General features: G+C 68.8%; 18 protein-coding genes. 12 read left to right on the top strand and 6 right to left on the bottom strand.

All coding sequences use genetic code 11. The features are described 5' to 3' along the window. The first annotated feature begins 228 nt into the window (after window positions 1-228). The 9 genes from hemL to D187_RS34825 all read left to right on the top strand — a co-directional run bounded on the left by hemL (window position 229) and on the right by D187_RS34825 (window position 9879). Complete coding sequence (gene hemL / locus D187_RS34785) at window positions 229-1524, top strand: glutamate-1-semialdehyde 2,1-aminomutase (protein WP_002624694.1); 1296 nt, start codon at window positions 229-231, stop codon at window positions 1522-1524. Further along, entirely contained in the window at window positions 1508-2884 is a 1377-nt protein-coding gene (locus tag D187_RS34790; protein WP_155893811.1) for a serine/threonine protein kinase, read from the top strand. Before hemL ends, D187_RS34790 begins: the two co-directional genes overlap by 17 nt. Before the next feature lie 178 nt (window positions 2885-3062). Continuing rightward, entirely contained in the window at window positions 3063-3926 is an 864-nt protein-coding gene (locus D187_RS34795; protein WP_002624697.1) for an STAS domain-containing protein, read from the top strand. Window positions 3927-3941: 15 nt separating this feature from the next. After that, window positions 3942-4343: an STAS domain-containing protein gene (locus tag D187_RS34800; protein ID WP_002624698.1), complete on the top strand. Its 402-nt coding sequence runs from the start codon at window positions 3942-3944 to the stop codon at window positions 4341-4343. Window positions 4344-4347: 4 nt separating this feature from the next. Next, on the top strand, window positions 4348-4728 hold the full coding sequence (locus D187_RS34805) for an anti-sigma regulatory factor (protein WP_002624699.1): 381 nt from the start codon (window positions 4348-4350) through the stop codon (window positions 4726-4728). Beyond that, on the top strand, window positions 4719-5735 hold the full coding sequence (locus D187_RS34810) for an ATP-binding SpoIIE family protein phosphatase (RefSeq protein ID WP_043432980.1): 1017 nt from the start codon (window positions 4719-4721) through the stop codon (window positions 5733-5735). Before D187_RS34805 ends, D187_RS34810 begins: the two co-directional genes overlap by 10 nt. Further along, window positions 5732-7495, top strand: a complete 1764-nt coding sequence (locus D187_RS34815; protein WP_002624701.1) for an ATP-binding response regulator — start codon at window positions 5732-5734, stop codon at window positions 7493-7495. Before D187_RS34810 ends, D187_RS34815 begins: the two co-directional genes overlap by 4 nt. Window positions 7496-7516: 21 nt before the next feature. Next, window positions 7517-9430 carry a hybrid sensor histidine kinase/response regulator gene (locus D187_RS34820; RefSeq protein WP_002624702.1) on the top strand — a complete coding sequence of 638 codons (1914 nt, stop codon included), beginning with the start codon at window positions 7517-7519 and terminating at the stop codon, window positions 9428-9430. 56 nt (window positions 9431-9486) lie between these two features. Beyond that, complete coding sequence (locus D187_RS34825) at window positions 9487-9879, top strand: hypothetical protein (RefSeq protein WP_002624703.1); 393 nt, start codon at window positions 9487-9489, stop codon at window positions 9877-9879. Window positions 9880-9931: 52 nt separating this feature from the next. Here D187_RS34825 and D187_RS34830 read toward each other — a convergent pair whose 3' ends face one another. Next, the gene (locus D187_RS34830) at window positions 9932-11560 is read right to left on the bottom strand and encodes a fumarate hydratase (protein ID WP_002624704.1); all 1629 of its coding nucleotides are present in this window, start codon (window positions 11558-11560) and stop codon (window positions 9932-9934) included. 235 nt (window positions 11561-11795) lie between these two features. Here D187_RS34830 and D187_RS34835 point away from each other — a divergent pair, with 235 nt between their 5' ends. Both D187_RS34835 and D187_RS34840 read left to right on the top strand, forming a co-directional pair. Beyond that, window positions 11796-13490, top strand: a complete 1695-nt coding sequence (locus D187_RS34835) for a dipeptidase (RefSeq protein WP_002624705.1) — start codon at window positions 11796-11798, stop codon at window positions 13488-13490. A 31-nt stretch (window positions 13491-13521) separates the two neighbouring features. After that, complete coding sequence (locus tag D187_RS34840; protein WP_002624706.1) at window positions 13522-14268, top strand: PP2C family protein-serine/threonine phosphatase; 747 nt, start codon at window positions 13522-13524, stop codon at window positions 14266-14268. 14 nt (window positions 14269-14282) lie between these two features. Here D187_RS34840 and D187_RS56500 read toward each other — a convergent pair whose 3' ends face one another. From D187_RS56500 to D187_RS34850, 3 genes are all read right to left on the bottom strand, one after another. After that, complete coding sequence (locus tag D187_RS56500; protein ID WP_076606288.1) at window positions 14283-14633, bottom strand: hypothetical protein; 351 nt, start codon at window positions 14631-14633, stop codon at window positions 14283-14285. A gap of 3 nt (window positions 14634-14636) precedes the next feature. Further along, on the bottom strand, window positions 14637-15092 hold the full coding sequence (locus D187_RS34845; protein ID WP_051256677.1) for a hypothetical protein: 456 nt from the start codon (window positions 15090-15092) through the stop codon (window positions 14637-14639). A 107-nt stretch (window positions 15093-15199) separates the two neighbouring features. Beyond that, window positions 15200-17575, bottom strand: coding sequence for an FdhF/YdeP family oxidoreductase (locus D187_RS34850; protein WP_002624708.1), 2376 nt, complete (start codon window positions 17573-17575; stop codon window positions 15200-15202). 218 nt (window positions 17576-17793) lie between these two features. On the opposite strand from D187_RS34850, the gene D187_RS34855 reads away from it, so the two are divergent. After that, on the top strand, window positions 17794-18498 hold the full coding sequence (locus D187_RS34855) for an endonuclease V (protein ID WP_002624710.1): 705 nt from the start codon (window positions 17794-17796) through the stop codon (window positions 18496-18498). 62 nt (window positions 18499-18560) lie between these two features. Here D187_RS34855 and D187_RS34860 read toward each other — a convergent pair whose 3' ends face one another. Together D187_RS34860 and D187_RS34865 are read right to left on the bottom strand one after the other, a co-directional pair. Further along, entirely contained in the window at window positions 18561-18878 is a 318-nt protein-coding gene (locus D187_RS34860; protein WP_002624711.1) for a hypothetical protein, read from the bottom strand. A 43-nt stretch (window positions 18879-18921) separates the two neighbouring features. Further along, window positions 18922-20487, bottom strand: coding sequence for an SH3 domain-containing protein (locus tag D187_RS34865; protein ID WP_002624712.1), 1566 nt, complete (start codon window positions 20485-20487; stop codon window positions 18922-18924). Window positions 20488-20664 lie beyond the last annotated feature (177 nt).

Here is a 20664-nt window from a genome sequence, read left to right on the forward strand (position 1 = left end):
GGCGTCCGCGTGGACGCGGGGAGCGGGAGAGCCGCCGGTGCTGCCCATTCCGGTGCCCCGCGCGCGGGCGGAGTTCAATCCCGGTACCTTGGAATTTTTCTTTCTACTTATAATCAAGACCACGAGTGTAAGCAGAGATAATCTGTAAACGATTACACGTTGAGAATCAAGCGATCCACCTGGAGTGAAGAGAGCCGACGGGATGGGGGCGCGTGGTATGGAGCGCTCATGAACCACTCGCAGAGCAAGGCCCTCTTCTCGCGTGCGCAGGAGCTCATTCCGGGAGGGGTGAACTCACCGGTGCGCGCCTTTCGTGGCGTTGGTGGCGAGCCCGTCTTCTTCAAGGAGGGCGCGGGCGCGTGGCTGACGGACGTGGACGGCAACCGGTACGTGGACCTGGTGGGGAGCTGGGGTCCGCTCATCCTCGGCCACGCGTGGCCGCCGGTGGTCGCGGCCGTCACCGAGGCGGCGCGCCGGGGCACGACGTTCGGGGCGCCCACGGACGCGGAGGTGCAGTTCGCCGAGCTCATCTGCGCCACGGTGCCGAGCGTGGAGAAGGTGCGGCTGGTGTCCAGCGGCACGGAGGCCACGGTGGCGGCCATCCGGCTGGCGCGGGGCTTCACGGGCCGCGATCACATCCTCAAGTTCGAGGGCTGCTTCCACGGCGCGGGCGACCCCTTCCTGGTGAAGGCGGGCAGCGGCGTGGAGACGCTGGGACTGCCGGACTCGCCGGGGGTGCCCGCGGCGGTGGCGGGGCTCACGCTGACGGTGCCCTTCAATGACCTGGGGGCGGTGGAGCGGCTGTTCACCGAGCGCGCCAAGGACATCGCCTGCGCCATCATCGAGCCGGTGGTGGGCAACATGGGCGTGCTCATCCCCGAGGAGGGCTACCTCCAGGGGCTCCAGGCGCTGTGCCGGGCGCACGGGGTGCTCTTCGTGCTGGACGAGGTGATGACGGGCTTCCGGCTCGCGCGCGGTGGCGCCCAGGAGGTGTACGGGCTGCGGCCGGACCTGAGCACCTTCGGCAAGGTGGTGGGCGGCGGCATGCCGCTGGCGGCCTACGGCGGGCGGCGCGACGTCATGGCGAAGGTGGCGCCCGAGGGGCCGGTGTACCAGTCGGGCACGTTGTCGGGGAACCCCGTGGCGGTGGCCGCCGGCCTGGCGACGCTCCAGGCCCTGCGCTCACCGGGCGTGTACGAGCGCCTGGACGCGATTGGCCGGGAGCTGGAGGCGGGTCTGCGCGCGGAGGCGGAGGAGGCGCGCGTGCCCGTCACCATCAACCGCGTGGGCAGCATGATCACCGTCTTCTTCACCGAGGGGCCGGTGTTCGACTACGCGAGCGCGAAGAAGAGCGACACGGCGCGCTACGGCCGCTTCTTCCACCTCATGTTGGAGGAGGGCGTGTACCTGCCGCCCAGCCAGTTCGAGTCGGCCTTCCTGTCGCTGTCCATCAACGAGCCCGAGGTGGCGCACATCCTCCGGGCGTCTCGCCGGGCGTTCCGCGCGCTTGGACAAGGTTCCTGAGCCACAGGCCCCAGGGCCCGTCTCCTTCGGCCCCTATACCCTGGTGCGGCGCATCGGGTACGGGGGCATGGGAGAGGTGTTCCTCGCTCGCGAGGAGGCGTTGGGCCGCGCCTGCGTGGTGAAGAAGGTGCTGCCGGGGCTCGCCGGCAACGCGCAGTTCCTCGCCCGCTTCCGCGACGAGGCGCGCGTGGTGCGGCGGCTGAGCCACCCCAACATCGCCCGCGTGTGGGACATGGGCGAGGTGGCCGGCGAGCTCTACCTCGCCATGGAGTACGTGGCCGGCAAGACGCTCAACCGGCTCGCCTGGCGCCTGCGCAAACAGGGCCGGGTGCTGCCCGTGGGGCTCGCCCTGCTCGTGGCCGAGCGCATGTGCCAGGGCCTCGCCCACGCGCACGACGTGACGGACGAGCAGGGCCACCCGCTGCACCTGGTGCACCGGGACCTGTCACCGGCCAACGTGTGCATCTCCTACGCGGGCGAGGTGAAGATCATCGACTTCGGCGCGGCGCAGTCCACGCTCAAGGAGGCCCAGACGGCGCCCAGCGTGGTGATGGGCAGCCTCGCGTACATGGCGCCGGAGCACGCGCGCAAGCAGCGCGTGGACCGGCGCGCGGACGTGTACGCCACGGGGGTGGTGCTCTGGGAATTGCTCTCCTGGCAGCCCCTGGCCCAGCAGGGCGACGTCGTCGAGCGCTGGCGCCGCGCGGCCTACCCCGAGTGGCCTCCTCCCAGCCAGCACCGCGAGGGCCTGTCCTCGCGCGTGGACACGGTGGTGATGAAGGCGCTGGCCACCGAGCCCGACGCGCGCTTCCAGGACGCCACGGCGTTCGCCCGCGCGCTGCGCTCGGTGCGCGAGGAGCTGTCGCCCGGCCTGGGCGACTCGGACCTGGCGCGGCTCATGAGCGATGCCTTCGCGCGCGAGAAGCGGGTGGAGGATGGCGTGCTCGGCGAGCTGCTCCGGGGCCGCTCCTCCCTGCGCCGCCCCCTCACCGAGAAGGAACTGCCCGCCTTCGCGCCTCCCACCGCGCTCGCCTTCGAGCACCGCGCGCTCGATGCGCCCGCGGACTTCCTGCCCTCCTCGGCGGTGACCCTGGTGGAGGAGCGGCCCGGGCCGTCCCTCGCCCGATCGCCCACCTCGCGCGAGGTGCGCGTGGCCTTCGACGTGGACCTCACCACGCACGAGTCCGCGGTGGGGCGGCGCGACGAGGGCTCCGGACTGGTCCGCGCCGTCGTGGAGGACGACGAGGACGAGGTGCTTGCCGCCGCCCCGGCAGCTGCGTTCTGGACAGGGTGGCGCGCGGGCGCGCTGTTCCTCGCCGCGCTCGTGCTGGGTTTCCTCCTGGTGTGGCTGCTGGCCTGATAACCCCGCCGCCGCGTGTGTGTCGCTCCACCAGAAAGAAGGAAGGGGGGAAATGGCCTGCCTGCTCCCAGGGGTTATCGGACACTGAACAGTCGTCTCCGAGCCGGCTGTCGCCCGGTCCGCGGGCCAAGTCCCGGTGTGGCCCCTGTGGTACAGGCTGCCCCTCAGGAGGAGTTTGTTGACTACCCGTATCCACGAGATCCTCAAGAACCACTCGTCCGAGCTGTTGACGGAATGGTTTGCCAATCTGTCCAACAGCGGTGTTCGTCGCGATGCCCTGATGAAGGAAGGCGAGCTGCGTGAGCAGTGCGCGGAGTTCCTCCGCCTGCTCACCCAGCTGAGCCAGCATGGCAACCTCACCGACTTCAATTCCTCGGTGTTCACGCCCATCCGCGAGCTGCTCGAGCGGCTGTCGCGCTCGCGCAGCCTCCAGGGCTTCTCCCCCGCGGAAACGGCCACCTTCATCTTCAGCTTCAAGCAGCCGCTGTTCGACTGGCTGCGCCGCGCGTCCGTCAGCCAGCCGCATCAGGTGGCCGAGGACATGTGGAGCGCCACTCAGCTGCTGGACAAGCTCGGCCTGTTCACCACCGAGGTGCACCAGCGCACGCGCGAGGAAGTCATCATGCGCCAGCAGCAGGAGATGCTGGAGCTGTCCACGCCCGTGGTGCAGCTGTGGGATCGCATCGTGGCCCTGCCGCTCATCGGCACGCTGGACAGCGGGCGCACCCAGACGGTGATGGAGACGCTGCTGCAGCGCATCGTCGAGACGGGCGCGGAGATCGCCATCGTCGACATCACCGGCGTGCCCACCGTGGACACGCTCACCGCGCAGCACCTCATCAAGACCGTCACCGCCACGCGCCTCATGGGCGCCGAGTGCGTCATCAGCGGCATCCGTCCGCAGATCGCCCAGACCATCGTCCACCTGGGTGTGGACCTGTCTGGCGTGGTGACCAAGTCGAGCCTCGCGGGAGCCTTCCGCTGGGCCCTGCGGCGCCTCAACCAGAACGCCCCCGGCTCCCAGGCCCCGGGCAAGGTCTAGCGGGGGCCCCAGCTCATGGAGCGTATTTCCATCCTCCGCATGGGGCAGGTGCTGATCGTCACCATCCAGATGGACATGCACGATCAGGTCGCCGTCAACCTCCAGGACGACCTGACGTCGAAGATCGTCGAGACGGGCGCTCGCGGCGTGCTCATCGACATCTCCTCGCTCGAGGTGGTGGACTCCTTCATCGGCCGCATCCTGGGCAACATCGCGACCATGTCGCGGGTGCTGGACGCCCAGACGGTCGTGGTGGGCATGCAGCCCGCGGTGGCCATCACCCTGGTGGAACTGGGCATGTCCCTGCCCGGCATCCGCACCGCCCTCAATATCGAGAAGGGGATGGCGCTCCTGCGGGCCTCCCTGGAGGAGGACGAGGCTCGAATCGAGGTCTCGGATGATTATCTTGAGGAATGAGAGCATGCCCATCCGCTCCTCCCAGGACCTGGTGCTCGTGCGCCAGGCGGTCCGTACCTGGTCGGCTGAACTGAAGTTCAGCCTCGTGGAGCAGACGAAGATGGTGACGGCTGCCAGCGAGCTGGCGCGCAACACCCTGGATTACGGGGGGGGAGGCAACGTCACCCTGCAACAGGTCCAGGATGGAATCCGGCGCGGTCTGCGGTTGTCTTTCGAAGACCAAGGGCCAGGGATTCCCGATATCGAACTGGCGCTGCGTGATGGCTACACGTCGGGAGGCGGAATGGGACTCGGGTTGGGTGGCTCCAAGCGGCTGGTGAACGACTTCGAGATCGTCAGCAAGGTAGGGGAGGGCACACGGGTCACGGTGACGAGATGGAAGTGAGCACCACGGCGCTTCCCGTCACGGAGAGCAGCCAGGCGGGACACGCCCGCCGGACCGCCGCCGCGCTCGCTTCCAAGCTGGGCTTCAACGAGGAGGCCCAGGGCAAGGTGGCGCTCGTGGCGAGTGAGGCGGCCAAGAACCTCGTCGCCCATGCGCGCGAGGGACAGCTCCTCTTGCGCGCCCTGCATGCCGGCTCCCACGTGGGCGTGGAACTGCTCGCGCTCGACAAGGGGCCCGGCATGGCGGACGTGGACCGCTGCATGCGCGATGGCTACACGACCGCTGGCACGGGCGGCTCGGGACTGGGCGCCATCCGGCGCATGTCCACCGTCTTCGACATCTACTCCCAGCCAGGCGCGGGCACGGCGCTGCTCGCCCAGCTGTGGCTGAGCAAGCCGCCGCGCTCCGAGGTGGAAGTGGGCGCGGTGTGCGTGCCCATGGCGGGCGAGGAGGTATGCGGGGATGCCTGGAGCCTGGACACCAAGGACGGCCGCTCCGTGCTCCTCGTCGCGGATGGTCTCGGCCATGGGCCCGAGGCGGCCCGTGCCTCGCGCGCGGCCGTGGTGTCCTTCCTCGAGCAGGGCACCCCGGACGTGACCGCGTTGCTCAAGGGCGCCCATGGGGAGCTGCGCAGCACCCGGGGCGCGGCGGTGGCGCTGACCTCCCTGCGTCCCGGGGACGCGCGGCTCGACTTCGCCGGGGTGGGCAACATCGCCGCCTCCGTGCTCTCCCCCCAGGGAGGCATGCAGCGCATGGTGTCCATGAATGGAACGTTGGGCCACCAGATGCACCGCGTGCAGTCGTTCTCCTATACGTGGAGCCCGGACTCGGTCCTGGTGATGTGCTCGGACGGTCTGCTCACCCAGTGGCGGGTGGATGGCTCCCCCGGGCTGCTCCACCGGCATCCCTCCCTGGTGGCGGGCGTGCTCTACCGGGATTTCTCCCGGGGACGGGACGACGTGACGGTGCTGGTGGCTCGAGAAGCCCCGCGGAGCAACCTCCCTTGAGCCTCTCCCTCTTTCAATCCGAGCTGCGCACCGGGCAGGATGTGGTGAATACCCGGCAGCGGGGCCGCCATATCGCCCAGGTGCTCGGCTTCGAGGGGCAGGATCAGGTGCGTATCGCCACGGCCATCTCCGAGGTGGCCCGGCTCGCGGCCTCCCAGGCCAACGGCCATATCGAGTTCCTCCTGGAGGAGTCGCAGTCGCCCGCCCTGCTCGTGCTCGTCCGGGCTCCCTCGTCCACCGAGGGGCTCGTGTCGGGAGTGCCCCCGGCGGCGCCACGGCCCGGTCCCGCGCTCGCCCCCGCGCAGCGCTTGATGGATCGGGTGTCCTTGCGCATGGAGGGGGAGGGCTGGCTGGTGCTGGAGCTGGCCCATCGCCTGCCGCGTGCCGCGCCTCCCGCGCTCGTGTTGCAGTCGCTGCGCTCCGAGCTGGAGCGGCAGCGGCGCTCCAACGCCGTGGACGAGCTGTCGCGGCAGAACGAGGAGCTCTTGCGCACGCTGGAGGAGCTCCACGCGCGCAAGGCCGAGGTGGATCGGCTCAACCGGGAGCTGGAGGAGACCAACCGTGGCGTCGTGGCGCTCTACGCCGAGCTGGAGGAGAAGGCCGAGGCGCTGCGCCGCGCGTCGGACATGAAGACGCGCTTCATCTCCAACGTGAGCCACGAGCTGCGCACGCCCATCAGCTCCGTCGTCAACCTGTCGCGGCTGCTGCTGGACCGGCTGGACGGGCCGCTCAACGACGAGCAGGAAAAGCAGGTCACCTTCATCCGCAAGTCCGGCGAGGCCCTGCAGGAGCTCATCGACGACCTGCTCGACCTGGCGAAGATCGAGTCCGGCCGCTCGGAGGTTCTCCCCACGCGCTTCTCCGTGGGGGAGCTGTTCGGCTCGCTGCGCGGGATGCTGCGCCCCCTGAAGGTGAACGAGGGCGTGGCGCTCGTCTTCGACGAGCCCAAGGGCCTGCCGGAGCTGCACACCGACGAGCGCAAGCTGTCGCAGATCCTCCGCAACCTCATCTCCAATGCCCTCAAGTTCACCCCGCGGGGCGAGGTGCGGGTGTCGGCGGCGCCAGGTCCTCGCGGCACCGTGGAGTTCTCGGTGAGCGACACCGGCGTGGGCATCGCGCCCGAGGACCAGGAGCGCATCTTCGAGGAGTTCGTGCAGGTGGAGGGCCCGCACCAGCAGGGCGTCAAGGGCACGGGGCTCGGTCTGCCCCTGTCGCGGCGTCTGGCGGAGCTGTTGGGGGGCTCGCTCCTCGTGGAGAGCCAGAAGGGCCAGGGCAGCACCTTCCGGGCCTGGGTGGCGCTCGACTACACCCAGCGGCAGAAGCCCCTGGGGGATGACGAGCCGGTGGAGCCCGAGGAACCGCGGGACGCGTCGCGTCCGCGCACCGTGCTGCTCGTGGACGATGACGAGGTGGTGCGCTACCTGCTCAAGCGCCTGCTGGCGGACGCCTCGCTGCAGTTCCGCGAGGCCACCACGGGCGTGGAGGGCGTGCGTCTGGCCAACCAGCTCCACCCTTCCGCCATCGTGTTGGACCTGTCGCTGCCGGGGATGGATGGCTTCGAGGTCCTGGAGACGCTGCGGCGCGAGCGCACCACGCGCGACATCCCCGTCATCATCCACACCAGCCGTTCGTTGACCGAGCAGGAGCGTGGACGCCTGCTCCCCCACGTCATGGGTATCCTCTCCAAGAGCGGACTCACCCGGGACGCCGCGTTCGACCTTCTGCAACGTGCCCTGTCCGGCCCGGAACGGCGGTCCTGACGCCTCTCTGGAGATCGCCTCGTGCCTCACCGCGAACCCATCCTGCTCAACATCAACGACAACGAAGCGAATCGGTACGCGGTGACGCGCATCCTGCGCGCGTCGGGCTTCCAGGTCGCCGAGGGGGGCACGGGCTCCGAGGCCCTCCATCTCGCCGCCGAGCTGCGCCCGGACCTCATCATCCTCGACGTGAAGCTGCCGGACATCAACGGCATCGAGGTGTGCCGGCGGCTCAAGTCGGATCCCCACACGTCCAACATCGTCGTGATGCACCTGTCGGCCAACTACATCCGCACCGAGAACAAGGTGGAGGGGTTGGAGAGCGGCGCGGATGGCTACCTGACGCAGCCGGTGGACACCGCGGAGCTGCTGGCCACGGTGCGCTCGCTGTTGCGCCTGCGCCGGGCCGAGGAGGACGCGCGCAGCGCGGCCGTGCAGTGGAAGACGACCTTCGACTCGCTGGGCGATGGCGTGTGTCTGCTGGATGGGCGGGGCCGGGTGATGCGCGCCAACCGCTCCTTCGAGTCGCTGTTCGGCGGGAGCGAGGCGGCGGTGCTCGGCCAGTCCTTCGCGGCGCTGATGCGAGAGGCGGCGAGTGGCGAGGCGCTGCCCGCGAGCTGTGGCGAGGCGTTGGACTGCCGCGAGGAGGCCACGGTGTGCCTGGGCTCGCGCTGGTACCGCGTGGCGGCCAACCCCGTGGAGGGTGATGCGGGCCAGGTGACGGGCGCGGTACGCATCCTCACGGACATCACGCCCCACCGGCAGCTCCAGGAGGAGCTGCGCCAGCGCGCCGCGGAGCTGGCGGAGGCGGACCGGCGCAAGGACGAGTTCCTCGCGATGCTGGCGCACGAGCTGCGCAATCCCCTGTCCGCCATCGTCAACTCCCTGCACCTGGCCGAGGCCACCCAGCCCCAGGGCGCCGAGTCCCGGGCCATGCGGGTGTTGGCGCGGCAGAGCCAGCACATGGCGCGCATGGTGGATGACCTGCTGGACGTGTCGCGCTTCAACCGCGGCCACATCGAGCTGCGGCGCGCGTTGGTGGACCTGCGCCAGGTGGTGCAGCACGGCGTGGAGGCGCGCCGTCAGTCGCTGCTGGACAAGGGGTTGCACCTGGAGCTGACGCTGCCGGCCGAGGCGCTGTGGCTGGAGGGAGACGCCACGCGGCTGGAGCAGGTGGTGTCCAACCTGCTGGACAACGCGCGCAAGTACACCCCGGTGGGCGGCCACGTCTTCGTCGGTGTGACGGTGGAGCAGCAGGCCCAGGAGCGCCAGGTGGTGCTGCGCGTGAAGGACACGGGCATCGGCATGAGCGCGGAGCTCCAGTCCCGGGTGTTCGAGCTCTTCGTGCAGGGCGAGCAGCAGTTGGATCGCTCCCGCGGGGGCCTGGGCATCGGGTTGACCCTGGTGCGGCGTCTGGTGGAGCTGCATGGGGGCAGGGTCCGGGCGTACAGCGAGGGCGAGGGCAAGGGCAGCGAGCTCATGGTGACGCTGCCGCTGGCGGCACAGGTGGTGGCCTCCTTGCCCGTCGAGACGCGGATCGCTCCCCCCGAGACGAGCGCGGCGCGGCGGGTGTTGCTGGTGGAGGACAACGAGGACACGCGCGAGGTGCTGCGCGAGCTGCTGGAGATGTGGGGCCACGAGGTGGCGGTGGCCGAGGACGGCTTCCGGGGCGTGGAGCGCTTCCCCGCGCTGCGGCCGCACGTGGCCCTGGTGGACCTGGGCCTGCCGGGCATGGACGGGTTCCAGGTGGCGCGCAGGATCCGCGAGAGCGAGGGCGGCCAGGACGTCTACCTCGTGGCGCTCACGGGCTACAGCGGCGAGCACCGTTCACGCGCGGTGGAGGCGGGCTTCGACCTGCACGTGGTGAAGCCGGTGAAACCGGACGAACTGGAGCGGCTGCTCAACCAGCTCCCGGCGCGCAAGTCCAGGGCCTGAGCCTCCCGCCGATTGGCCATGCCCCCCACGGCCCGACCTGCGCTATGTGGAGGGCCATGGCGATCGAGACGGAATCGGGAGTGACGCTCCCCTTCGAACGTTTCTGGGACTGGATCCTGGATCACACCAACTGCCTCCTCAGTGTCGGCACGGAGGAGTCCTGGCTGTACGACACCGAGGCGCTCCACTGGGTGTTGTTCTCGGAGGACAACGGCACGCCCGTGGTGCAGCTCATCATGGGCAAGCGCCTGGTGGGCGAGATGGTGCTCGACACCACGGACTTGATGCACGTGCAGGTGCTGGCGGACCCGGAGAACGTGGACCGGGGCTACTTCCTCTTCAAGGTGCTCGGCGGGACCAAGTCCGCGCCGCGCGTGCGCTACACCTTCCAGCTCACCCACGGGCTGGAGAACATGCCCACCCAGCACGTGGCCGGGCTCAAGCACTGACGTCCCTGACGTCACTCTCGAGGGGCCCTCCCGGCGGAGGGCCCCGGGCCGCTCACTTCTTCGTGGGCTTGTTGATGTGGGCGAAGAAGTCGTTGCCCTTGTCGTCCACGACGATGAAGGCGGGGAAGTCCACCACCTCGATCTTCCAGACGGCCTCCATGCCCAGCTCGGGGTACTCGAGCACCTCCACCTTGGTGATGCAGTCCTTGGCCAGCCGTGCCGCGGGGCCGCCGATGGAGCCCAGGTAGAAGCCGCCGTGCTTCTTGCAGGCCTCGGTGACGGCGGGCGAGCGGTTGCCCTTGGCGAGCATCACGTAGCTGCCCCCCTCCGCCTGGAACTGGTCCACGTAGGCGTCCATGCGGCCCGCCGTCGTGGGGCCGAACGAGCCCGAGGCGTACCCCTCCGGCGTCTTCGCCGGGCCCGCGTAGTACACCATGTAGTCCTTGAGGTACTGGGGCATGCCCTCGCCCTTGTCCAGCCGCTCCTTGAGCTTGGCGTGCGCGATGTCACGCGCCACCACCATGGGGCCCGAGAGCGACAGGCGCGTCTTGATGGGGTAGCGCGACAGCTCGGCGCGGATGTCCGCCATGGGGCGGCGCAGATCGATCTTCACCACCTCGCCGGACAGGTCCGCGTCCGCCGTCTCCGGCAGGTACTTCGCCGGGTCCGTCTCGAGCTGCTCGAGGAAGACGCCCTCGCGGGTGATCTTCCCGAGCGCCTGCCGGTCCGCCGAGCACGACACGGCGATGGCCACCGGGCAGGAAGCGCCATGGCGGGGCAGGCGGATGACGCGCACGTCATGGCAGAAGTACTTGCCGCCGAACTGGGCGCCGATGCCGGTGCGCTGGGTGAGCTTGAGCACCTCCTGCTCCAGCGCCACGTCGCGGAAGCCCCGGCCGAGCGCGTTGCCCTCGGTGGGCAGCGTGTCCAGGTAGCGCGCCGAGGCGTACTTGGCCGTCTTGAGCGCGAACTCGGCCGAGGTGCCACCCACCACGATGGCCAGGTGATAGGGCGGGCACGCCGCGGTGCCCAGCGAGCGGATCTTCGCGTCGAGGAAGGACAGCAGGCTCTGCGGGTTGAGCAGCGCCTTGGTCTCCTGGAAGAGGTAGCTCTTGTTGGCCGAGCCGCCGCCCTTGGCCATGAAGAGGAACTTGTAGGCGTCGCCGTCGGTCGCGTACAGCTCGATCTGCGCCGGGAGGTTGTTGCCGGTGTTGACCTCCTTGTACATGTCGAGCGCGGCCATCTGCGAGTAGCGCAGGTTGGCGGTGCGGTACGTGTCGAACACGCCCCGGGCGATCGCCGCCTCGTCGCCACCCTCGGTGAGCACGTACTGGCCCTTCTTGCCCATCACGATGGCGGTGCCGGTGTCCTGGCAGGAGGGCAGCACGCCGCCCGCGGCGATGTTGGCGTTCTTGAGCAGCTCCACCGCCACGAAGCGATCATTGGGCGAGGCCTCGGGGTCCTTGAGGATGTTCGCGAGCTGCTGGAGGTGCCCGGGCCGCAACAGGTGCGAGATGTCGCGCATGGCCTCGCGGGTGAGGAGCGAGAGCGCCTCGGGGGCCACCTGGACGAAGCTCTTGCCCCCGGCCTCGAAGGTGGAGACGCCATCCTGGGTGAGCAGCCGGTAGGGCGTCTCGTCCTTGCCGAGCGGAAGCATGTCCTGGAACTGGAAGTCGTTCATCGTGGGCCTTCTCCAAGATGGGGGGCGGGGCCGCTGGGGCCCGGGTTGCCATGCCCTGATTGTCCACCGGGTGCTACCCCTCCGGGGGACGGGCGCGGACGCGCCGAGAACCTGCCCTCATGCGAGTCACGAGCGATTGTAGCGCCAGGCCGGGGCTCCTGGCTCGCCCGAGTGCCGGGGAAGCGCGCCTCTGGGGCCCACCCGGACGCGGAGCTCCCTGGTAGCATCCGCCGCCATGATCCGGTCCTTCTCGAAGTTCCTCCCCCCCCTGGCCGTCGCGGCGGGGCTGGCGGCGCCCGCGGCCCTCGCCTGTACCAGCCTGCTGGTGAGCAAGGGGGCCTCGGCCGACGGCTCCACCTTCATCACCTACGCGGCGGACTCGCACGAGCTGTATGGCGAGCTGTATTACACCCCGGCGCGCCGCAACGCGCCCGGCGCCTGGCGCGACATCTTCGAGTGGGACACGGGCAAGTTCCTCGGCCGCATCAAGGAAATCCCCGTCACCTACTCGGTGGTGGGCAACATGAACGAGCACCAGCTCTCCATCAGTGAGTCCACCTTCACCGGGCGTAAGGAGCTGGAGGAGCCCGCGGGCATCATCGACTACGGCTCGCTCATCTACACGGCGCTGGAGCGCGCGAAGACGGCCCGGGAGGCCATCCAGGTGATGACGGACCTGGTGGCCGAGTACGGCTACGCCTCCACGGGCGAGTCCTTCTCCATCGCGGATCCCAAGGAGGCGTGGATCCTCGAGATGATTGGCAAGGGCGCGGGGCAGAAGGGCGCGGTGTGGGTGGCCCGGCGGTTGCCCGAGGGGACCATTTCGGCGCACGCCAACCAGGCGCGCATCCGCCAGTTTCCGCTCAACGATTCCGCCAACGCCCTGTACTCCAAGGACGTCATCTCCTTCGCGCGCGAGAAGGGCTGGTTCAGCGGGGCGGACAAGGACTTCAGCTTCGCGGACACCTACCACCCGCTCGACTTCGGCGGCATCCGCTTCGCCGAGGGGCGCGTGTGGAGCATCTTCCGCCGCGCGGCGCCGTCGCTCGGGCTGGGGGTGGAGTACGCGGACGGCTCGCAGCCCGACAAGCGGCTGCCCCTGTGGGTGAAGCCGGACCGCAAGCTGTCGGTGCAGGACGTGATGGGGCTGATGCGCGACCACTTCGAGGGCACGCCGCTGGACATGTCCAAGGACGTGGGAGCGGGGCCCTACGCGGTGCCCTACCGCTGGCGGCCGATGACGTGGAAGGTGGATGGCAAGGAGTACGTCCACGAGCGCGCCATCTCCACGCAGCAGACGGGCTTCTCGTTCGTGGCGCAGATGCGCTCGTGGATGCCGTCGCCGGTGGGCGGGGTGCTGTGGTTCGGCATGGATGACACCTTCACCACCGTCTACACGCCGATGTACGCGGGCGTGCGCCGCGCGCCGGCCAACTTCGCCCAGGGTGTGGCCAGCCGGGGCCAGTTCTCCTGGGACTCCTCCTTCTGGGTGTTCAACTGGGTGTCCAACCAGGCCTATGGGCGCTGGAGCGACATGATCGTCGACGTGCGCAAGGCGCAGGGCGAGCTGGAGGGCCAGTTCCTCGCGGACCAGGGCGACATCGAGAAGGCGGCGCTGGAGCTGTACAAGAGCTCGCCCGAGCAGGCGCGGGCCTATCTCACCGACTACTCCTCCCAGCAGGGCGCCAAGGTGCACACCCGCTGGCGCAAGCTGGGCGAGCAGCTGCTGGTGAAGTACATCGACGGCAACGTGCGTGACGAAGCGGGCAAGGTGAACCATCCCAAGTACCCGGACTCGTGGTACCGGACCATCGTGCGGGACGCGGGCCCCAAGCTGGCGGTTCCCGAGACCCCCGCTCCCGCGGCACCGGACGTCAAGCCCCCGGTCTCCGCCCCCCAGTCGAAGCCCCCGGTCGCTCCTGCCCCCTGAGGGGCGTCATCTCGTCTAAAAGGCATTCTCAATGCCCGTCACACCACGAATCGACAGTGGCGCCGCGACCCACATCGGCCGCCGCTCGAACAACGAGGACTCCTTCTGTCAGCGGCCCGACCTGGGCTTCTTCGCGGTCGCCGATGGCCTGGGTGGCCACGAGGGCGGGGAAGTGGCCAGCCAGCTCTTGCTGCGCACGGTGACGGAGTTCCTGGACTCACGGGAGGATGCCACGGCCCCGCTCGAGGCCGAGACCCCCGAGCAGATGCTGCTCCACGGGGTGCGGCTGGCGCACGAGGAGGTGCGGGGCCAGCAGCGCGGCAAGCTGTCCATGATGGCCTCGACGCTCACCGGGGTGCTGCTGCTCGAGGACGAGGCGGTGGTGTGCAACATCGGCGACAGCCGCACCTTCCTGGTGCGCGACGGGGCGGTGCGGCGGCTCACGCGCGACCACACGGTCATCGCGGAGATGGAGGCGGCGGGGCTCGACACGAAGACGCCGTTCGCGTTGCGTCACCGCAACTCGCTCACGGGCGCGGTGGGCATGGAGGACAGCGTGGAGCCGGACTGCGGCCGGGTGCCGCTGAGCTCCGGCGACGTGCTGCTCCTGTGCAGTGATGGACTGTACGAGCTCGTGCCGCCGGAGATGATGGTCGAGCTGCTCGCCCAGGGCGGCTCGGCGCAGGAGATCGCCGAGCGGCTCGTGGCCCGGGCCTATGAGCGGGGCGGCACGGACAACATCACGGGCATCGTGCTCCGGGTGTTGGACAACGGCTAGACGTTCGACGCGCGCTACTCGGTCGCCTTTGGGTGCTTCGTTGATGCGAGCACGAGGATCACCCTCCTGTGCGCATCATCGATGCAGTACCAGATGCGCCCACCGCTGGTGACCTCGAACTGCCACTGCTCGAGCGTCTCTCCAGCAACCTTGCGCGAGGCGAGTGAGCCTTTCAGCCGGTGCTGACGACCGGGCCGGGATGAGTCACGCGGATTCTTGACGATCGCATCGTAGGCATCCCGGGTGGCTCCAGGTGCCTGCGCGCAAAGGTCATTCCACCCGTCCACCGCGTCGCTATCGCCGAAGCGAATGTCCCACTCGTCACTCCTGGGCGGTGGGGCAACACGATCTCCCCTCTTTGGCATCGCCTACCGACCTGGGCGGGGTACACGACCGCCCACTGCTTTCACGGGCCGTTTCAACGCTGGGGCAACACCGTCCGCGTATGCAGCCGCGGTGTTCTTCCACTCCTCGAGGAGCCGTCCGAGTGCGGTGAAATCACCGAGGTCGGCACACGCCTCCAAGTGGTCGATGAATTCCGTGACGAACGCGAGCCGGTCTTCCTCGGGAAGGAAGCGCGTCCAGGGAAGGCGGTTCGTGACACTCCGGTCGGGTCCCCGGATGGGGGCGGTGGATGGGTCGGCCCTCAAGAGCCGCACCGCATCGATAATCGCTTGCCGCGTGTTGGCATCCCTGGACTCCCGAGAGAGACGGAGGGCCTCGCCATCACGACGCTTCAGGAGGACGTCGCCCTTTTCGAGCATCGGTTCGACGCGCGTTGGCTCTCGAAGGAAAGCGCTCCAGGTCAGCTCATGGGTCGCCATGCGGAAACAATGCAGAACAAGTTCAGAAGTTTCAACCCCCTCTGCCTGTCCGTCTGCTCATCGGGGCCCTCGGGTTGGCCAGTCAACCCGAGGGCTTGCCTGAGGGCTCAGGCCCCGGACGCCAGGGCGGGTAGCTCCACGGAGGGGGCGAGGCTGATGACGACCGACTTGGACGTCGGCGTGCGGCTCTTCTCCGCCACGCTGCCCAGGGGCACCAGCACGTTGGCCTCGGGGAAGTAGGTGGCGGCGCACCGCCGGGGAATGTCGTACGCGACCACGACGAACTTCCGCGCCACGCGCCGCTGGCCCTCGAAGTGGCTGGTGAGGTCCACCTCCTGCCCGGCCTTCACGCCCAGCTCCTTCATGTCCTCGGCGTTGAGCAGCACCACGCGCCGGCCGTCGTGGATGCCCCGGTAGCGGTCATGCAGCCCGTACACCGTGGTGTTGTACTGGTCGTGCGTGCGGATGGTCATCATCAGCAACTGGCCCGGCTCCAGCGCCAGCCGTGGCATCTCGTGCACCGTGAAATGCCCCTTGCCGTCGCGGGTGGTGAAGCGGCCCTCGCGCGGGCCGTTGGGCAGGGCGAAGCCTCCCCGCTCGCGCACCCGGCGGTTGAAGTCCGTGAAGCCGGGAATCGTCCGCGCGATGAGGTCGCGCACCCGATCGTAGTCCTCCACCAGCGCTTCCCAGGGGAGCGCATCGCTCGGCCCGAGCACCGCGCGCGCGAGCCGGGCCACGAGCGTGGGCTCGCTCAGCAGGTGCTCGGAGGCGGGGGGCAGGGTGCCGCGCGAGGCGTGCACCACGCCCATGGAGTTCTCCACGGTGACGAACTGGGCGCCGCCGGCCTGGCTGTCTTTCTCGGTGCGGCCCAGGCACGGCAGGATGAGCGCCCGTCGCCCGGTGACGAGGTGGGCCCGGTTGAGCTTGGTGGACACGTGCACGGTGAGCCGGGTGCGGCGCAGCGCCTCGGCGGTGAGCTCCGTGTCGGGCGTGGCCGACAGGAAGTTGCCTCCCAGCGCGAAGAAGACCTTCACCTCGCCGGCGTGCATGGCCTGGATGGCGCCCACCACGTCGTGGCCGTGGTGCCGGGGCGGGGTGAAGCCGAACTCCCGCTCCAGCGCGTCGAGGAACGCGGGCGGGGGCTTCTCCCAGATGCCCATGGTCCGGTCCCCCTGCACGTTGCTGTGGCCGCGCACCGGGCACAGGCCCGCGCCCGGCTTGCCGATGCTCCCGCGCAGGAGCGCCAGGTTGACGATCTCCTGGATGTTGCCCACCGCGTTGCGGTGCTGGGTGAGCCCCATGGCCCAGCACCAGATGACCTGGTCCGTCTCCGCGAGCCACCCCGCGGCCGTTTCAATCTGCTCGCGGGGGATGCCGCTCTGCTCCACCACGTCGTCCCAGGACACGCCCGCCAGGTGCGCCGCGTACGCCTCGAAGCCGAGCGTCTGGCCCTCCACGAAGTCGCGCGCGAGCACCGAGCCCGGCTGCTTCGCCTCGCGCTCGAGCAGCGCCTTGCCCAGGCCCTGCAGGAGCGCCACGTCTCCGTTGATGCGCACCTGGAGGAACAGGTCCGCGAGCGCCGTGCCCGAGCCGAGCACGCCGCGCACCGTCTGCGGGTGCTTGAAGCGCTGCAGGCCCGCCTCGGGCAGCGGGTTGATGCTGAGGATGCGGCAGCCCTGGCGCTTGGCGGCCTCGAGCGCGGTGAGCATGCGCGGGTGGTTGGTGCCCGGGTTCTGCCCGATGACGACGATGACGCGGGCCTTCTCGAAGTCCTCGAGCGTCACCGTGCCCTTGCCGATGCCGACGGTCTCGTTCAGGGCGGTGCCGCTCGACTCGTGGCACATGTTCGAGCAGTCCGGCAGGTTGTTGGTGCCGAAGCGCCGCACGAAGAGCTGGTAGAGGAAGGCGGCCTCGTTGCTCGTGCGGCCCGAGGTGTAGAAGCACGCCTCGTCCGGCGAGCCGAGCGCGTGCAGCTCGCTGGCGATGAGCGCGAAGGCCTCGTCCCAGGACAGGGGCGCGTAGTGCGTGGCGCCCTCGCGCAGCACCATGGGGTGGGTGAGCCGGCCCTGCTTGCCCAGCCAGTGGTCCGTCTGGGCGGCCAGGTCCACGAGGCTCCACTGCTGGAAGAATTCGGGTGTCACCCGGGCGGTGGTGGCCTCCTCGGCCACGGCCTTCGCGCCGTTCTCACAGAACTCGAAGGCCGAGCGGTGGGCGGGGTCGGGCCACGCGCAGCCGGGACAATCGAAGCCGTGCGGCTGATTGACCCGCAGGAGCGTCTGGGTGCCGCGCGCCACGCCCATCTCCTCCCAGGCGTGCTTCATCGAGGAGAGCACCGCCGGCACGCCGCCCGCGGACGTCGAGGGGGGGCCGATGCGCAGCGGCTCGGGGACGATGGGGGGCTGGGCGCTCGGAAGCGGCTCGGAGGGTGTCGGGCCGTGCTCGTGGGACTGCGCCGTCCGTGCCGAAGGGGGTGTGACCGCCATGCGCTCCTCCTCGCGGGTCCGGGACAGGGACGACGACGGACCCAGGGGGCTGGGAGTCTACCGCTCCCCGCGTGGCGCGAAGGGGCTTGCCCGCCTGGCTGCCAGGAGCGGTTTCCCTGTCCATCAGCGGGTCTTCACCGAGGGACGGCTGTGCGCCGGCGGGGGAAGGACTAATCTGGGAGGTAGTGCGAGCGGGTTGACCTCACGAGGAGGGTGGGATGGAACGGCATTCCCTGCATGGCTGGGACCTGACGCCGACCCAGGCGGTGGCGCTGCAGCGGGAGTTGAAGGAGCGCGTGGTGTTGCGCCCGCCGAGGGGGTGGAAGGTGGAGCGGGTGGCGGGGGCGGACATCTCCATGAGCCGGGGGGAGGACTGGGCGTCCGGGGGCTTCGTGGTGCTGGACGCGGAGACCCGGGAGCCCGTGGCCCGGGCGAGCGCGGTGACGCGGCTGGGCTTTCCCTACGTGCCGGGGCTGCTGTCCTTCCGGGAGCTGCCCGTGCTGATGGAGGCGTGGGCTCGGCTGGAGGTGCGGCCGGATGTGATTATCTTCGATGGCCAGGGCACGGCGCACCCCCGGCGCCTGGGGCTGGCGTGTCACGGGGGCCTGTTGTTTGGGGTGCCGTCCATCGGCTGCGCCAAGTCCCTGCTGGTGGGCAAGCACGGGCCGCTGGGGGAGGAGCGCGGCGCGGTGGCGGACATCCTCCACCAGGGCGAGGTGGTGGGCCGGGCGGTGCGCACGCGGCGCGGCGTGTTGCCCGTCTACGTATCGCCGGGGCACCTGATGGATCTGCCCACGGCGGTGGAGTGGGTGTTGAGGATGACGTCGCGCTACCGGGAGCCGGAGACGACGCGGCACGCGCACCGGCTGGTGAACGAGGTGCGGCGCGAGGCGCTCGCGGCGCGGGCGTCCTCGCGCGAGTGAGATCACCTGGAAGTGACCTGGAGGTGGGGCGGTGCTTCGGCGCGGGTCCGGACTGGGGGCCACTAGCCGATGAAGATCCTGGATATCTCTTCGGGGGGCACCTCGCCCAGGCTCTCCAGGATGAAATCCATACGTTCCACGGTCGCGGCCTTCTTGGGATTGCCGACCAGTCTGGCGCGCAGTTGCTGAATCTCGTTCACGACCGCAGGCAGATCCGCCACATCCACGGACGTCCCAGCCTGAAAGAGCGGCAGCCAGCGCAGGCCCAGTTTCTCCGCATTCTCAACCCATTCCGTGCCGTATTCCCCCTCGGTCGCTACTGGGATGTAGAGTTCCTTGCGGCCCTGCTCCTTGAACTCGATGAGGATCGCCACCGACATCATCTGCCTCCCTATGTTCCGGTGACGAATCTATCACTGCCCGTCACCTGGCCTGCGTCACGGCGTCAGGCAGGGGCGGCAAGAGCAGATTGACCCCGTAAGTCGCATCGAAGCTCCAGCCCGGGAATTGGGTGCGGAGCGCCTTGAGCTGCGCGGCCACGGCCGCCCGCAGCATGGGGGTGTTTCCATCGATGCGGAATTGGATCTTCTGAAAACCCTTGATCTCCTCAAGCGTTGGGACGGTGGGGGAGCCATCGCTTTTCGGCCGGGTCGCGGTCGCCTCGTGAAGCAGGATGGAGATCCGCTTGAGCGTCTTGGTGTAGATCTGGTCCTTCGCCCAATTCTCGGGAGTCTTATCCCCTTTGAAGAATTTCCGGGCCGACTTGTACTCGATGAACAATTTCTTGCTCATGTCGATCCCGTCAAACTCTCCCCTGGACTGAAGTTTGTTTTTGGCGGTCTTCGTGACAAGCTCCACCCGTCGATAGAACGAGCCGAGCACTTCCCGAGGCCGTCCCTTCATTCCCTCTTTGAAGTGATCCAAGCGTTTGCCCAGCCACTCTCCAATCTTACCCTCACCGATACAGCGGCCAATCGGTGTCCCGCGCAGCGCATTGGCGGCCCAGCTCACCCCTTTCGAGGCCGCGACCATCAGTGCCAGTTCCAGCAACTTCCCCAGCAGTGCAGCCAGGGCCTCGGCGAACTGCTGTGCTGCCTGTTCCAGCTTGGACACCCGTCCTTTCGCTTCCCAGACGGCGCTGAAAAACTTGGCGAACTCCCCTCCCACTGTGGCGAGAGACTCCGCCACCCAGCCCACGAACATCGCCAGCCCCATCCACTCGAGTATCAGGAGGCCCAGCTCGAAGCCGTAAGCGGCGCCAGAGCCGCCAGTCACCACCCCCACCACCACGGTGGTGGCCCCCAGGATGGCGATAGAGACAAGGGCCATCATCGCCAGCGACTCGAGGACCTCAACCACCTCCTTCTCGCCATGTTTCAAAATGGCTTTTCCCAGATAATTCTTCGACAACCGGATGGCTCGATCGAGATCCTCGCAGAACTGGGCGAAGCGCAGCATCGGCGAGGCAAGCCGTTCGAGAAACTCGTAGGAGATCGATCCAGAATCGACAACCGACACCAGCGACTGGGCATAGCGGCGGCTTGGAATCCAGATCAGGTCCCTCTCATTGAACTTCACGCTTTTCCACCCCGTCACGCCCTTGGGAATCGCTTTCTTGTTCGCTAACCCGAGGACATTCACGTAGAAGCGCAGATCCTGTCCCCAGCAGATCTGATCGCCATAGTAGGCCTCGCTGATGGCGATCGCGGTGCCCGCCAAGTCCTTTTCCACACGGTGCAACCGTGCGGTCGGTTCGGGAAGGTTCGTCCAGATGTAGGCCGATGAGACATAGCCTTCTTGTCCGCCGGGTGTAGCGACGTAGGACCAGCCGTCTGTGGAGCGCTTGATGACTTGCACGTGCGCGCTGAAGGGTAACGTGCGAATGGGATTTCCATTCGTGCTGGGTGAGGGGCGCAACCGCACTTCAGGATCGCCATCCCAGTTGATGATGCCCACCTTGCCCACGAACTCCCATTTGCCATCGGGCATCACGCCCCCCTATGGTTGGCAGGGCTCCCCGATGGGGCCCCCGCTCTGGCAAGGTATCGGAGGACCTGGCGGAGACGTCCTGGCAATGGCACCGACAGCCCTCCTCCGTCTGGACGCAGGCGCTGGATGTGCGCCCCGCGGGCGAGAAGTCCTGAACCCGTGGAACTTGACGAAGCA

This window comes from Cystobacter fuscus DSM 2262 (genome assembly GCF_000335475.2).
Classification (GTDB): domain Bacteria; phylum Myxococcota; class Myxococcia; order Myxococcales; family Myxococcaceae; genus Cystobacter; species Cystobacter fuscus.

Coding starts and splice junctions, on each gene's coding strand:
- D187_RS34830 (WP_002624704.1), bottom strand. CDS start 11,560: ATGAACGACTTCCAGTTCCAGGACATGCTTCCGCTCGGCAAGGACGAG.
- D187_RS34840 (WP_002624706.1), top strand. CDS start 13,522: ATGCCCGTCACACCACGAATCGACAGTGGCGCCGCGACCCACATCGGC.
- D187_RS34860 (WP_002624711.1), bottom strand. CDS start 18,878: ATGTCGGTGGCGATCCTCATCGAGTTCAAGGAGCAGGGCCGCAAGGAA.
- D187_RS34850 (WP_002624708.1), bottom strand. CDS start 17,575: ATGGCGGTCACACCCCCTTCGGCACGGACGGCGCAGTCCCACGAGCAC.
- D187_RS34835 (WP_002624705.1), top strand. CDS start 11,796: ATGATCCGGTCCTTCTCGAAGTTCCTCCCCCCCCTGGCCGTCGCGGCG.
- D187_RS34800 (WP_002624698.1), top strand. CDS start 3,942: ATGGAGCGTATTTCCATCCTCCGCATGGGGCAGGTGCTGATCGTCACC.
- D187_RS34845 (WP_051256677.1), bottom strand. CDS start 15,092: ATGGCGACCCATGAGCTGACCTGGAGCGCTTTCCTTCGAGAGCCAACG.
- D187_RS34865 (WP_002624712.1), bottom strand. CDS start 20,487: ATGCCCGATGGCAAATGGGAGTTCGTGGGCAAGGTGGGCATCATCAAC.
- hemL (WP_002624694.1), top strand. CDS start 229: ATGAACCACTCGCAGAGCAAGGCCCTCTTCTCGCGTGCGCAGGAGCTC.
- D187_RS34855 (WP_002624710.1), top strand. CDS start 17,794: ATGGAACGGCATTCCCTGCATGGCTGGGACCTGACGCCGACCCAGGCG.
- D187_RS34810 (WP_043432980.1), top strand. CDS start 4,719: ATGGAAGTGAGCACCACGGCGCTTCCCGTCACGGAGAGCAGCCAGGCG.
- D187_RS34805 (WP_002624699.1), top strand. CDS start 4,348: ATGCCCATCCGCTCCTCCCAGGACCTGGTGCTCGTGCGCCAGGCGGTC.
- D187_RS34825 (WP_002624703.1), top strand. CDS start 9,487: ATGGCGATCGAGACGGAATCGGGAGTGACGCTCCCCTTCGAACGTTTC.
- D187_RS56500 (WP_076606288.1), bottom strand. CDS start 14,633: ATGCCAAAGAGGGGAGATCGTGTTGCCCCACCGCCCAGGAGTGACGAG.